Annotated in this window: 11 protein-coding genes; 6 read left to right on the forward strand and 5 right to left on the reverse strand. The window is 69.4% G+C overall.

What is annotated here, in order from left to right; all coding sequences use genetic code 11:
- Positions 1-39 precede the first annotated feature (39 nt).
- Positions 40-1,251 (reverse strand): pyridoxal phosphate-dependent aminotransferase, encoded by a 1,212-nt coding sequence (locus tag R2B38_RS26715; RefSeq protein ID WP_318018511.1) that lies wholly within the window; start codon positions 1,249-1,251, stop codon positions 40-42.
- Positions 1,252-1,431: 180 nt separating this feature from the next.
- On the opposite strand from R2B38_RS26715, the gene R2B38_RS26720 reads away from it, so the two are divergent.
- Positions 1,432-2,268, forward strand: a complete 837-nt coding sequence (locus R2B38_RS26720) for a serine protease (protein ID WP_318018512.1) — start codon at positions 1,432-1,434, stop codon at positions 2,266-2,268.
- Positions 2,269-2,294: 26 nt separating this feature from the next.
- Here the strand turns inward: R2B38_RS26720 and R2B38_RS26725 are convergent, their stop codons facing one another.
- Both R2B38_RS26725 and R2B38_RS26730 read right to left on the reverse strand, forming a co-directional pair.
- A complete protein-coding gene (locus R2B38_RS26725) occupies positions 2,295-3,917 on the reverse strand; it encodes a D-aminoacylase (RefSeq protein WP_318018513.1) in 1,623 nt (540 codons plus the stop codon).
- A gap of 32 nt (positions 3,918-3,949) precedes the next feature.
- On the reverse strand, positions 3,950-5,233 hold the full coding sequence (locus tag R2B38_RS26730; RefSeq protein WP_318018514.1) for an amino acid deaminase: 1,284 nt from the start codon (positions 5,231-5,233) through the stop codon (positions 3,950-3,952).
- A 138-nt stretch (positions 5,234-5,371) separates the two neighbouring features.
- Here R2B38_RS26730 and R2B38_RS26735 point away from each other — a divergent pair, with 138 nt between their 5' ends.
- From R2B38_RS26735 to R2B38_RS26755, 5 genes are all read left to right on the forward strand, one after another.
- Entirely contained in the window at positions 5,372-6,418 is a 1,047-nt protein-coding gene (locus R2B38_RS26735; RefSeq protein ID WP_318018515.1) for a sugar kinase, read from the forward strand.
- Positions 6,415-7,176: an IclR family transcriptional regulator gene (locus R2B38_RS26740; protein ID WP_318018516.1), complete on the forward strand. Its 762-nt coding sequence runs from the start codon at positions 6,415-6,417 to the stop codon at positions 7,174-7,176. The genes R2B38_RS26735 and R2B38_RS26740 overlap by 4 nt, the downstream gene beginning before the upstream one ends.
- On the forward strand, positions 7,173-7,577 hold the full coding sequence (locus R2B38_RS26745; protein ID WP_033285212.1) for a RidA family protein: 405 nt from the start codon (positions 7,173-7,175) through the stop codon (positions 7,575-7,577). Before R2B38_RS26740 ends, R2B38_RS26745 begins: the two co-directional genes overlap by 4 nt.
- Before the next feature lie 126 nt (positions 7,578-7,703).
- Positions 7,704-9,179: a gluconate:H+ symporter gene (locus R2B38_RS26750; RefSeq protein WP_318018517.1), complete on the forward strand. Its 1,476-nt coding sequence runs from the start codon at positions 7,704-7,706 to the stop codon at positions 9,177-9,179.
- A gap of 75 nt (positions 9,180-9,254) precedes the next feature.
- Positions 9,255-9,908, forward strand: a complete 654-nt coding sequence (locus R2B38_RS26755; RefSeq protein WP_318018518.1) for a hypothetical protein — start codon at positions 9,255-9,257, stop codon at positions 9,906-9,908.
- An 87-nt stretch (positions 9,909-9,995) separates the two neighbouring features.
- Here R2B38_RS26755 and R2B38_RS26760 read toward each other — a convergent pair whose 3' ends face one another.
- Both R2B38_RS26760 and R2B38_RS26765 read right to left on the reverse strand, forming a co-directional pair.
- Entirely contained in the window at positions 9,996-11,381 is a 1,386-nt protein-coding gene (locus R2B38_RS26760) for a M14 family metallopeptidase (protein ID WP_318018519.1), read from the reverse strand.
- A 163-nt stretch (positions 11,382-11,544) separates the two neighbouring features.
- The gene (locus R2B38_RS26765) at positions 11,545-12,786 is read right to left on the reverse strand and encodes a hypothetical protein (protein ID WP_318018520.1); all 1,242 of its coding nucleotides are present in this window, start codon (positions 12,784-12,786) and stop codon (positions 11,545-11,547) included.
- Positions 12,787-12,826: the final 40 nt, after the last annotated feature.

Raw genomic sequence — 12,826 nt, forward strand, 5'->3', positions numbered from 1 at the left:
GGCTGAAAAAATGGCCGGAAGAAGGCCGACCGGGGAGGTTTACGGCTGGCCGTACCCGTCCAGGAAGTTCCCGATCCGGGTCACCGCGTCCCGCAGATCCCCGACCGACGGCAGTGTCACGACCCGGAAGTGATCGGGCTCGGACCAGTTGAACCCGGTGCCGTGGACGACCATGATCTTCTCCTGGCGCAGCAGGTCGAGGACCATCTGCCGGTCGTCCTTGACCTTGAACACCTGCGGATCCAGCCGAGGGAACAGATACAGCGCCCCCTTCGGCTTCACGCAGGTCACACCCGGGATCTGGGTCAGCAGCTCGTACGCCACATCCCGCTGCTCCTTCAGCCGCCCGCCCGGCAGCACCAGGTCATTGATGGTCTGCCGCCCACTGAGCGCGGCGACGACCCCGTGCTGCCCGGGCATGTTCGCGCAGAGCCGCATGTTCGCCAGGATCGTCAGACCCTCGATGTAGGAGTCGGCGTGCGCACGCGGCCCGGAGATCGACATCCACCCCACCCGGTAACCGGCTACTCGGTACGCCTTCGACATCCCGTTGAACGTGAGGGTCAGCAGGTCCGGGGCGACCTTCGCGGTCGGGGTGTGCGTGGCGCCGTCGTAGAGGATCTTGTCGTAGATCTCGTCGGAGCAGACGAGGAGGTTGTGGCGGCGGGCGATGTCGGTGAGGCCCTTGACCATCGCCTCGTCGTACACCGCGCCGGTCGGGTTGTTCGGGTTGATGATGACGATCGCCTTGGTGCGGTCGCTGACCTTGCGCTCCACGTCGGCGAGGTCGGGCATCCAGTCGGACTGCTCGTCGCAGCGGTAGTGGACGGCGGTCCCGCCGGAGAGCGAGACGGCGGCGGTCCACAGCGGGTAGTCCGGCGACGGTACGAGGACCTCGTCGCCGTCGTCGAGCAGGCCCTGCATCGCCATGACGATGAGCTCGGAGACGCCGTTGCCGATGAAGACGTGTTCTACGTCCGTCTCGATGCCCAGGGTCTGGTTGTGCATGACGACCGCGCGGCGGGCGGCCAGCAGGCCCTTCGCGTCGCCGTACCCGTGCGCCGACGACACGTTCCGGAGGATGTCCTCCAGGATCTCGGGCGGGCACTCGAACCCGAACGCGGCCGGGTTGCCCGTGTTGAGCTTCAGGATGCGGTGGCCTGCCGCCTCCAGACGCATCGCCTCTTCGAGAACCGGGCCCCGGATCTCGTAACAGACGTTGGAGAGCTTGGTCGACTGGATCACCTGCATGTCGGTGAGCTTACGGCGCGGTAACGAGACTTGGCTCGTGCTTTCCGCCACATGAGACACCGTCGCGAACGGCCGGAAACCGCTCCTTGCCCCCACCCCTCTCCGCGATCACAATGCTCATGACAAAAAGACGGCGGCCGGAAGATCTCCGGTCGTCTCGTCATAAGAGGGGACCCCCACATGAACAAGCCTCTCCTTGCCGCGCTCTCCACCCTGGCCATCGCCGGGGCGGGCGTGGCACCCGCGGTCGCCGCACCCCAGGTGGCGCCGAAGGCCGCCGCGGTGACCGTCGACTTCGCCGGCATCGTCTCGCTCAGCAACTGCTCCGGCTCGGTCATCCGCTTCCCGAACTCGACCGACACCGCTCCGGCGCTGGTCATGACCAACGGCCACTGCCTGGAGACCGGGTTCCCGGACCCCGGCGAGGTCATCACCGGCCAGTCCTCCAGCCGTACCTTCGGGCTGCTGAACTCGGCCGGCACGAAGGTCGCCACGCTCCGGGCCAACCAGGTCGTCTACTCGACGATGACCGACACGGACGTGACGATCTACCGCACGACCACGACGTACGCGGCGATCAAGAGCGCGTACGGCATCAGCCCGCTCACCGTCAGCGCCACGCACCCGACCGCGGGTACCGCGATCAAGGTCGTCTCCGGGTACTGGAAGACGATCTACAGCTGCAGCATCGACGGGTTCGTGTACCGGCTGAAGGAGGGGGACTGGACCTGGAAGGACTCGGTCCGTTACACCTCCGCGTGCAACACGATCGGTGGTACGTCCGGGTCTCCGGTGATCGACACCAGCACTGGGCAGGTCGTCGCGGTCAACAACACGGGTAACGAGGACGGGGAGACCTGCACGGTCGACAATCCGTGTGAGGTTGATGAGAGCGGCAAGGTGACTGTGCGCGAGGGGATCAACTACGCCGAGGAGACGTACAACATCCCGGGGTGCTTCACCTCGGCCAACGTGCTCGCCCTCAGTGCGTCCACCTGCACGCTTCCTAAGCCGTAGGGCAGGGGCTATCCCCAAGGTGTAGGTCAGGAGCGGGAGTTGGCGTTCCGTCGCACGGGACTGCGACGGACCGACCGCCCCGCCAGTACGTCCGTCCGCCGGCCGTCCTCGATCACGAAACGGCCGTCGATCAGGACGTGGGGGATGCCGGTCGGCAGTCTGCGCGGCTCCTCGAACGTCGAACCCGCCGCCACCGTCGCGGGGTTGAACAGCACCAGGTCCGCGCGGTAGCCCTCCTTGACCAGGCCCCGGTCCGGCAGGCGCAGGCGTGCCGCCGGGCGGGACGTCAGGTGGGCCACGCACTCCTCCAGGGAGAGCACGCCCAACTCCCTTGTGTACCGGCCGAGATACTCCGGGAACGTGCCGTACGCCCGTGGATGCGGCTTCGCGCCCTGGAGGATGCCGTCGGAGCCGCCGGTGTGGACGCGGTGGCGCATGATCTGGCGGACGTTCTCCTCGTGGCCCACGTGCTGGAGGATCGACGGGGCGAGGCGGTCGGCGAGGAGGAGGTGGCGGGCCGTGGGCCAGCTGTCGAGGCGGCGGCCTACGTAGTCCGCCAGTTCGGGGTTCTCGACCCCTGCGATCTCGATCGTGTCCCACTCCATCGGCACCCCGTGGCAGCCGTCCGAGCCGATCACCTCCAGGTGGTGGCGGATACGGTCGGCGGTCTCGTCGTCCGCCAGGCGCTTCAGGATCTCCTCGGGGCCGCCCTCGCTCGCCCAACTCGGCAGCATCGCCACGAGAGTTGTGCAGCCGGGGGTGTAAGGGTAGGTGTCGAGGCTGATGTCCGCGCCGGTCGCCAGGGCCTCGTCTAGGAGGGTCAGCAACTCCGGTGCCCGGCCCTCGTTCACGCCGAAGTTCATGGTGGCGTGGGCGAGGTGGAGGGAGCAGCCGGCCTCCCGGGTCAGCTCCACCATCTCCGCGTACGCCTCCAGCGCGCCCGCTCCGTACGAGCGGTGGTGCGGGCAGTAGTAGCCGTCGTAGGACGCCACCACCCGGCAGAGTTCGGTGAGTTCGGCGTCCTTGGCGTACATGCCGGGGGTGTAGGTGAGCCCGGACGACATGCCGACCGCGCCCTGTTCCATGCCCTCGGCGACCAACTGCCGCATCCGGTCCAGCTCTTGGGGAGTCGCCTCCCGGTCCTCCCAGCCGACGGCGAGCATCCGGACCGTGCCCTGCGGGATCAAGTAGGCCGCGTTGACCGCCACTCCACGCCCACCGAAAGCGGAGTCCAGCCGGTCCAAGTACTCGCCCACCGACCGCCAGTCGAAGTCGATGTCGTCCCCGTACCCGTTCCACCCGGTGATCGCCCGGCGCACCTCCGCGAGCGTGCGGTCGTCGACGGGGGCGTACGACAGCCCGTCCTGGCCGATGACTTCGAGGGTCACCCCCTGCGCGGCCTTGGCGCTGTGGTCCGGGTCGCGGAGCAGGGCCAGGTCGCTGTGGGCGTGCATGTCGATGAAGCCGGGGGAGAGGACCAGGCCCTCGGCGTCCAACTCCCGGCGTGCCTTGGGGCGTTGGCAGCCCGCCGCCGCGGCCTCCTGCACGATCGAGACGATCCGTCCGCCGTCGATCACCACGTCGGCGCGGTAGGACGGTCCACCGCTGCCGTCGACGACGTCCGCGTCCCGGATGACCAGCTCTTCCATGCCCATGCCTCCAGCTGGGTCCAGAACGGCTTCTAGAAGAACGTACGGATGTAGTCGACGACCGTCCCGTCCGCCTCCGCCACCGGGATCAGCTGCCACTTGTCGAAGGACGTGCACGGGTGGGACAGCCCCATCCCGATCCAGTCACCCACCTCAAGGTCCGCCCCCGGAGCCGTCCGCAGCCAGGCGTGCTGGTCGGACAGCCCCGTCACCTCGACGCCGGTGGCCGGGCGTTCGGTGCCGTCGCGGCGGACGACCTGGGCGACGGGGAGGTCGAGGTCGTAGGCCGCGTCCCGCTTGCCCGCGTTGGCGAAGGCCTGCTCGGGGGAGGGGCGGGAGACGACCTGCGCCCAGAGCCGGAACGCGGGCTCCAGGGCGCCCTCTTCGGGGATGCGGGTGAACGGGGTGATCTCGCGGTAGTGCCCGTCGTCGTGCGAGACGTAGGCGCCGGACCGTAGCAACTTCAGTGCGGGGAGCGAGAGTTCGGGCAGCTCGGCGAAGACATCGGCCACCGCGTCGAACCACGCGCTGCCACCCGCGCTGACCACGATCTCGTCGAGCCCGGATCCCGAGAAGCGTCCGTCCTTGTCGAAGTCCACGGCGAGCGCCGTCAGTTGACGCAACCACGCGTGCACCCGCCCGGGATCCGCCTCCGGCACCTCCCCCTCGTACCCGGCGACCCCCACCAACCGCAGTGTCCCTACGGCGGCCACCGCGTCCGCGACCGCCGCGCACTCCGCCTCCGTGCGCACGCCGGTGCGGGCGCCCTCGCCTGCGGCCAGTTCGACGACGACGTCCAGTGGGCGGGCGGCGCCGCGCAGGGCCGCGTCCATCAACTCGACGCCGCGCACGGAGTCGACGTAGCAGATGAAGCGGAAGTCGGCGTCGGCGTCCAGTTCGGAGGAGATCCACTTCAGGGCCGACGGGTCGACCAGTTCGTTCGCGAGGAAGATGCGGTCGATTCCGAACTGCCTTGCCACGCGCACCTGGTGGGGGACCGCGAGAGTGATGCCCCAGGCGCCGTGGGCCAGTTGGCGGTGGAAGAGCTGGGGGGCCATGGAGGTCTTGCCGTGCGGGGCGAAGGCCAGGCCGTGGCGGGTCGCGTAGGTCTCCATGAGGCGGAGGTTGTGGTCCAGGCGCTCGGCGGAGAGGGCGAGGACGGGGGTGGTGAAGCCGTCGGTGAAGAGGTTGCGGCGCTGGGCCGCCAGCTCGGTGACGGTGAGGCCGTCCGCGTCCGGGGGGAGGCCCTTGAAACGGTGGTCGACGCGTTCCCCGGCGAGCCGGGCGAGCGCTTCGGTACCGGTGTCGCGGACCATGGGGCCTCCCTGAGCTGGAGTGTTGCAATCTCTGCAACCTTCATTGCGTATATCGCTTACCGCTGTCTAACATCTCGCCCAACACCGGGTCAACGGAGCCGCCGCCCCCGGCGCACCGGACGAGGAGCCATCACCATCGTGACCGCCGACGGACAGTCCACCGCCGCCCGTGACGTCGTGGACGTCGTAGCGCTGGGCGAGTCCATGGTCACGTTCCTACCCGGCCGGCCTGGCCGCCTCGCCGACGTGCCGTCCTTCGATCGCGCCATCGGCGGCGCCGAGTCGAATGTCGCCTGCGTGCTGGCCGCCGCCGGGCACTCCGTCCGGTGGGTCAGCCGGGTGGGGGCGGACGGCTTCGGTGACCATCTCGTCGAGACCATCGGGGGGTACGGGGTGGATGTGTCGGCCGTACGGCGTGATCCCGCGCGGCCGACCGGTATCTACTTCCGCACCGCCGGGGACCGGGCCACCGACGCGCACGAGGTCGCGTACTACCGGGCCGGGTCCGCCGCCTCCGCGATGGGCGTCGCGAACGTGGACCTGGCCGCCGTACGGGCCGGGCGGGTGCTGCATCTGTCCGGGATCACCCCGATGCTGTCCGCCGACTGTCTCGGCCTGGTCCGTGAGCTGACCGCGATCCGCGCGCACCGCCCGCTGATCTCGTTCGACGTCAACCACCGGCCCGCGCTGGGGCGTTCGGCCGACGGGCCGAGTGTGCTGCTGGAGTTGGCGCGTGGCGCCGACCTCGTGTTCGTCGGCGAGGACGAGGCCGCCGAGGTCTGGGGGCTCGTCGGGGCCGATGCCGTACGGGACGCGTTCCCCGACCCCGAGACGCTCGTCGTCAAGCAGGGCGGGCGCGGGGCGACCGTCTTCCACCGGGGTGACGTCACCTTCGTGCCCGCGCCGCACGTCGACGTCGTCGCCGCGGTCGGTGCCGGGGACGCCTTCGCCGCCGGGTTCCTCTCCGCGACCCTGCGGGGACTTCCCGTACGGGACCGGCTGCGGCACGGGCATCTCACGGCCGCCGCCGCCCTCACCGTGCCCGGCGACCTCGCCGCGCCCCCGGTCCGCGACCACGCCGACCGGCTGGTCGCCCTCGACGACCAGGCGTGGGGGAGACTTCGACTCGGCCCCGGCTGGACCGACGCCGCCGACTGGGCCGACGAGGAGGTATGTACGCCATGAGTCAGACCGTCGACCGCGCGCTCAGCATCCTGCCGCTGCTCGCCGAGGGCCCCGCCGACCTCGGCAAGGTCGCCGAGCGTCTCGACGTCCACAAGTCGACGGCCCTGCGCCTCCTGCGCACCCTGCACGAACACGGCCTGGTCTACCGCCAGTCCGACCAGCGCTACCGCCTCGGCGCCCGCCTCATCGCCCTCGCCCAGGAGGCGATGGAGAACCTCGACATCCGCGAGATCGCCCACCCCCATCTCGTCCGGCTGAACGAGCAGTGCGGTCACACCGTCCACCTCGCGGTGTACGAGGAGAACGAGGTCCTCTACATCGACAAGGTGGAGAGCCGCTACCCGGTGCGCATGTACTCGCGGATCGGCAAGCCCGTCGCCATCACGGTCGCGGGTGTCGCGAAGCTGCTGCTCGCCGACCTCCCGGAGGGCGAGCGCCGGGTGCTCGCCGACAAGCTCGAATACCCCATGTACACCGTCCGCTCCACCCCCAACGCCCCTGCTTTCCTACGGGAGTTGGAGAAGGTGCGGGAACAGGGCTGGGCCACCGACCTCGGCGGCCACGAAGAGTCCATCAACTGCGTCGCCGCGCCGATCAGGGGCGCCGACGGACGGGTGGCCGCCGCGATGTCGGTCTCCGCGCCCAACGTCGTCGTCACCGCCGACGAACTCCTCACCCTGCTCCCCCTGGTCCGTCGCACGGCGGACGCCATCAGTGGTGAGTACTCCGGCCGAACTACCACCAGGGACACCGAATGACCGACAAGACCGCCCTCACCCCCAAGACCCACACCGCCCCGCCCGCGAAGTTCTCGCACGGCGTCCGCAAGGGCAACATCCTCCAGGTCGCCGGCCAGGTCGGCTTCCTCCCCGCAGAGGAGGGCAAGCCGCCGACCCCGGCCGGCCCGACCCTGCGCGAGCAGACCCTCCAGACCCTGGCCAACGTCGAGGCGATCCTGGAGGAGGGCGGCGCGAGCTGGGAGGACGCGATGATGATCCGCGTCTATCTGACGGACGTGGACCACTTCGCCGAGATGAACGCCATCTACAACGAGTACTTCGAGGGGCGGGTCGAGGTGCCCGCCGCGCGCACGACCGTCTACGTCGGCCTGCCCGCCGGCCTGCTCATCGAGATCGACGCGCTGGCCGTCCTGAGCTAGCACCTAGTCGGTACCGCTCCAACTCCCGCACACCGTACGACGGTTCGGCGCCCCCAGGGGTGCCGCGCCGCGATCCCCCCTGCCCGAAAGCCGCATGTTCTTACGACGACAACGAGGACCCCCACCATGTCCCTACCGCTCGCCGCCACCGCCCCCGCGACACCACCCCACACCGGAGGACTCCTCCTCCTACTCGACGGCACGGCAGGCCTGTTGACGGTCGCCGCCCTCGGGATCGCGCTCCTCCTCTTCCTGATCATCAAGGTCAGACTCCAGCCCTTCGTGGCCCTCCTCGCCGTCTCCATAACCGTCGGCCTGCTCGCCGGCCTCTCCGTCACCGAGCTCTTCGGCACGGTCCAGCGCTCCGACGCCGTCTCCACCATCGAGTCCGGCATGGGCGGCATCCTCGGCCATGTCGCGATCATCATCGGCCTGGGCACGATGCTCGGCGCGATCCTCGAAGTCAGCGGCGGGGCCGAGGTGTTGGCGTCCCGGCTGCTGAACCTCTTCGGTGAGAAGCGAGCGCCCCTCGCCATGGGCCTCACCGGCCTGATCTTCGGCATCCCGGTCTTCTTCGACGTCGGCATCTTCGTCCTCGCGCCGATCGTGTACGCGGCCGCCAAGCGCGGCGGCAAGTCGATCCTGCTGTACTGCCTGCCGCTGCTCGCGGGCCTGTCGATGACCCACGCGTTCCTGCCGCCGCACCCCGGTCCGGTGGCCGCGGCCGGTCTGCTCCACGTCCAGCTCGGCTGGGTCATCCTCATGGGCATCGTCTGCGGCATCCCCGCCGTGCTCGCCGCGTGGGCCTACGCCGCCTGGGTCGGCAAGCGGATCTTCGTCGCCGTACCGCAGGACATGGTCGAGGCGGCGGCCGAGGCGAAGCAGGCCGTCATCGACGAACAGCGGGAGTCCGGTGTCGTACCGCAGGAGAAGCCGGTGTCGCTGGGCACGGTCCTCGCGATCATCGGTACGCCCCTCGTCCTGATCCTCGCGGCCACCTTCTCGTCGATCGCCTTCGACCCGTCGACGGGTCGCTCGGTGGTCGAGTTCTTCGGCAGCCCCTTCGTAGCCCTGACGATCGCGCTCCTCCTCGCGTACTACCTCCTGGGTCTACGTCGGGGCTGGTCCCGTAAGTCCCTGGAGACCGTCTCCACCGCGTCCCTCAAGCCGGTCGGCAACATCATCCTGGTCGTCGGCGCGGGCGGGGTCTTCGGTGCCGTCCTCAAGGCGAGCGGGGTCGCGCAGGCTCTCTCGGACACGTTCCACGACGTGGGCCTGCCGGTGCTGGTCCTGTCGTACCTGATCTCGCTGGTACTACGGGTCGCACAGGGTTCGGCGACGGTCGCGATCGTCACGACGGCGGGCATCGTGGCCCCGCTCCTTGCCGAGGGCGACCACTCGCAGGCCTTCGTCGCGCTGGTCATCATGGCCATCTCGGCGGGGTCGATCTTCGCCTCGCACGTCAACGACGGCGGCTTCTGGATGGTCGCGAAGTACTTCGGGATCAGTGAGCGGGACACGTTGAAGACGTGGACGGTGTTGGAGTCGGTGTTGTCGGTGGCGGGGTTCGCGGTGGCGGCTGTGCTCAGTGTGTTCGTGTAAGCCGCTTGTAGGCGTCTGATAACAAAGTTGGGGCTGGCTGTGCCCGACACAGGATCGTCGACCATACTTCGCGCTGTGGAGCAGCGCATAGGTTCGAGCAGCCAGCCCCTGGAGGGCGCCGGATTCGACCCGGCCTTCGTCCCCGGGCTCACCGCACCCGCCGTGTCCTCCGACCAGCCGGAGGACACGAAGCCGGGAGACGCGGAGCCGGAGGACGCGAAGGCCGAGAAGCCGGCGGCACCGGAGGAACCGAACGAGTCGGAAGGGTCCGAGAAGTCGCCGGCCGGGAAGGCCGACCTGGAGAAGGCCGTTGCCGAGGACGATGGCGACGCCGACGCCGAGGAAGACGGCGAGGGTTCGTCCGAGAGCGACGGGCCGGTCTTCGAGGCGTCCGACCGCCGTGCGGCGATCGTCGCGGACGGGAAGGGCGTACGACTGCGCCTGGACGACCAGGCCTGCGAGTTCCGCTGGGACGAGATCGGCGCGATAGAGACCGAGTCCCCGCGCTTCGGCAAGCGGTTCACCATCACCGTGCACACGCCCGACCGCCGTTGGTACCCGATCGAGATCGAGGCCGCGGCCAGGAGCAGGTTCGCCGAGTGGGAGACGCAGCTGGACGCGGTTCTCGACGCCTACTTCGACGACGGTGACGAGGACGAGGCCGACGGGTCCGACGAGGTGGACGAGGCGGCGCTCGCCGCGGCGGAGGCCGAGGTCCGCGAGGACTAGCCGGTCGGACCGACCGACCGGCCAGTCCTCGTACGAGGGCCGGCCGGTCTCAGTGCGAGGGGCGGCCGGTCTGACTGCGGGGACCGGCTAGCCGCAGTACTGGGACTCTTTGCCGATGGACCGGTACATGCAGTCGGCGTTCTCCAGCAGTTGGAACACCGCGTCCCGGTTCCGGGAGGTCTCCCGCTCGATCACCTCGTCGGGCGGGTAGAAACCGCCCGCGGAACTGGACGTCGGATACATCTCGAAGGTGTAGTCGAAGATCTTCTGACTGCCCCAGAGGTAGTCGTCGATCGAACCGTCCGTGATGTACAGGTCGCTGGACTGCTCGGCCGTGTACCCGTTGCTCGCGCCCATCTTCTGCCCGACCGCCTTGAACGCGGCGGCGTCGTCCGCGGTCATCCCGGTCGCCGTGTCGGAGTACGTGTACCCGAACGGCCACAGCACGAGTTCGCTGTACGTGTGGAAGTCGATGCCCGCGGTGATCTGCTGCTTCCCGCCGACGACCCGGCCGCGCACGAAGTCCGCGACCACCTTCACCTCGGGCGCTGACTCGGCGGACGCGCCCCGGTAGGTCTCGGACGAGGTCGAGCCCGAAGAGCCGCCGCAGCAGCCCCACTTGTAGTTCCAGTTCCGGTTGAGGTCCGTACCGACGTATGAGGAACCGGAGTTGGGCTGGCGGTTCTTGCGCCAGGACCGGTAGGCGCCGGTGGCGATGTCGTACTCGCCGCCGTCCGGGTTGAGGTCCGGCACGATCCAGATCTCGCGGCTGTTGACGATGTTCGTGACGCGGGAGTCGGTGCCGTAGCCCGCGCCCAGCTCGCGCAGCAGATACAACGCCATCTCCACCGTGAGGTGTTCGCGCGCGTGCTGGTGGAAGGTGAAGAGGACTTCGGGTTCGCTCTCGTCGGTGGCCACGTTGTCGCTGACCTTGATGGCGACGATGTCCCGGCCCTGGTACGACTTGCCGATGACCTTCTTGCTCATGATGCCCGGGTAGGCGGCGAGCCGCTGGTCGATCTCCGCGTTCGCCTCGGCGTAGTTGTGGTACTTCGCGTCGGCCGAGGGGAAGTCGAGGAGCCGTGCGCCGTCCGCGGCCGAGGAACGGTCCGGGGCGGAGCCCAACAGCGAGACGGCGTAGCCCTGTTGGCGCAGCCGCTCGATCTGGGCCGCGCGGCCGGAGACGACCACGGTCTCCTCGTCGGACTCGTCCACGGTGACGCCGGCCGCCGCGATGGCCGTACGCGTGACCGGGGTGTTGTGGTCGACGTGGATCTCGTACTGGCGGATGTCGTCCGCGGCCGGCGTGGCCCGGCGCGTGCTGTCGGCGGTGGCCTTGGACGCGGTGGCCGCCGAGACGGGGGCGGCGAGGGCGAGGGCCATCAGGGCGGCGAGCGCGGCGGTGCGTCTGCCGCTGCGGGTGCCGCTCGGGGTGCCGCCTCGGGTGCCTGAGCCGCGTATCCGGAGTCGCATGAAATCTCCTTGCTGGAGTTGGGGGGTGTTTCAGTGCGACGTGCGTGAAGTACGGCGTGCGGGTGGGGAGTTCCTGTGCGGGTTCCTCCGGGTGTTCCTGTGTGGCGCCTATGTTGATGTGTTGGCATGGTCAGGTCAAGGGCGTCCCAAGTCGGTGGCCGGATTACCGCCACGTCGGGCTGAGGGCGATCGCCCGGAGCTGCTTCATCGTCAGGGCCGGGGTCTTGCGGGTCGAAGGGGTGTCCTGGGCACCGGAGTTGAAGGCGCTGATCACCACGCGTGTGCCGTCGGTGCGGATGGTGTCGACGGTCCACATCACGACACCCGAGCCGCCCTTCTCGCCGGGCCCCTGGTGCTCGGCGACCTTCGTGCCGTCGGACAGGACTTCCGCGTCCGAGCCGAAGAGGTCGCCCTCGTCGTCCGACATGTTCGCCTGGACGTTGACCTGGACCAGACTCTTGCCCTTGCCGTCGTCGACGACGAGATAACCGAACCCGGTGTCGTCACCGCTGCTCTCGGAGACGGTGAGTCCCTTCGGCAGCAGGCTCTTGAGGGTCGGGGCGACGGGAGCGCCGAACGCGGTGTCGCCCGGTGCCGGGGTCGCCGTCGGCGCCGGCTCGGGAATCGTGTCGATGACCTTCCGCCATTCCTTCGAAGCCACGAGCTTCGTCAACCGTGCCTGGGACAGCGGCGGTTGGGGCCTGGTGATCGGTGAGTCCTTCTCGGCGGCGGCGTTCCACTCGCTCACGCTGACGTGCTGCCCCTGCGGGGTGACGAGTTCCGCGCTCCACAACTTGGTGTCCACCCGGCGGTCGGGATACTCGTACCCCTGAAGGACCATGACCACCGAACCGTCCGCCAGCCGGCTGGTGCGGCACGCGTCGTAGTGCGTGAACACCTTCGCCGGGCACGTGGTGGCCTGCCGCGCCTCGTCGCTCCCCGGCTCCACCCGGCCCAGGCTCAGTTCTACGGCCGACTTGCCCTTCCCGTCGTCGTAGACGGCATGGACGTACGGCGCCGGTCCCTCGTCCGTGCCACGGGTCTCGATCCTGGTGTACGAGCCGTCGCCCACCAGGCGTCCGAACGTCATGAACAGGTCCTTGCCGGACACGGGAGCGGGAGCTGAGGAGGCGGAGGCGCGGGTGGACGTGGCCGGGGAACCCTGTACGTCGGGGGAGCCGCTCGGCAGGAGCACGGCCGTGCCGACGCCGACGAGGGCGATACCGGCGGCGCCGCTGATGACGGCGGCGTTCCGGCGTCGTAGCAGCCGCCGTCGTCCCTTGAGGGCACCCGCGGTGACGAGCGCGGCCCGGTCGGTCTCGAAGGCGTCGCCCGCGTCCCGGAGACCGGCGGCGAGCCGTGTCTCGAAGGGGTCGGCGCTGTCGCTGGGGTGTGCGTCGGGCATGGCGAACCACCGTTTCGCATAGGGGGTGTTGGCGGGATGG

Origin of the sequence: Streptomyces sp. N50, from assembly GCF_033335955.1 — a bacterium.
Taxonomy (GTDB): domain Bacteria; phylum Actinomycetota; class Actinomycetes; order Streptomycetales; family Streptomycetaceae; genus Streptomyces.

Excerpts from the sequence above, each read along its gene's own strand:
- R2B38_RS26750 (WP_318018517.1), top strand. The coding sequence starts at position 7,704 with ATGTCCCTACCGCTCGCCGCCACCGCCCCCGCGACACCACCCCACACC.
- R2B38_RS26725 (WP_318018513.1), bottom strand. The coding sequence starts at position 3,917 with ATGGAAGAGCTGGTCATCCGGGACGCGGACGTCGTCGACGGCAGCGGT.
- R2B38_RS26730 (WP_318018514.1), bottom strand. The coding sequence starts at position 5,233 with ATGGTCCGCGACACCGGTACCGAAGCGCTCGCCCGGCTCGCCGGGGAA.
- R2B38_RS26720 (WP_318018512.1), top strand. The coding sequence starts at position 1,432 with ATGAACAAGCCTCTCCTTGCCGCGCTCTCCACCCTGGCCATCGCCGGG.
- R2B38_RS26765 (WP_318018520.1), bottom strand. The coding sequence starts at position 12,786 with ATGCCCGACGCACACCCCAGCGACAGCGCCGACCCCTTCGAGACACGG.
- R2B38_RS26745 (WP_033285212.1), top strand. The coding sequence starts at position 7,173 with ATGACCGACAAGACCGCCCTCACCCCCAAGACCCACACCGCCCCGCCC.
- R2B38_RS26715 (WP_318018511.1), bottom strand. The coding sequence starts at position 1,251 with ATGCAGGTGATCCAGTCGACCAAGCTCTCCAACGTCTGTTACGAGATC.
- R2B38_RS26760 (WP_318018519.1), bottom strand. The coding sequence starts at position 11,381 with ATGCGACTCCGGATACGCGGCTCAGGCACCCGAGGCGGCACCCCGAGC.
- R2B38_RS26740 (WP_318018516.1), top strand. The coding sequence starts at position 6,415 with ATGAGTCAGACCGTCGACCGCGCGCTCAGCATCCTGCCGCTGCTCGCC.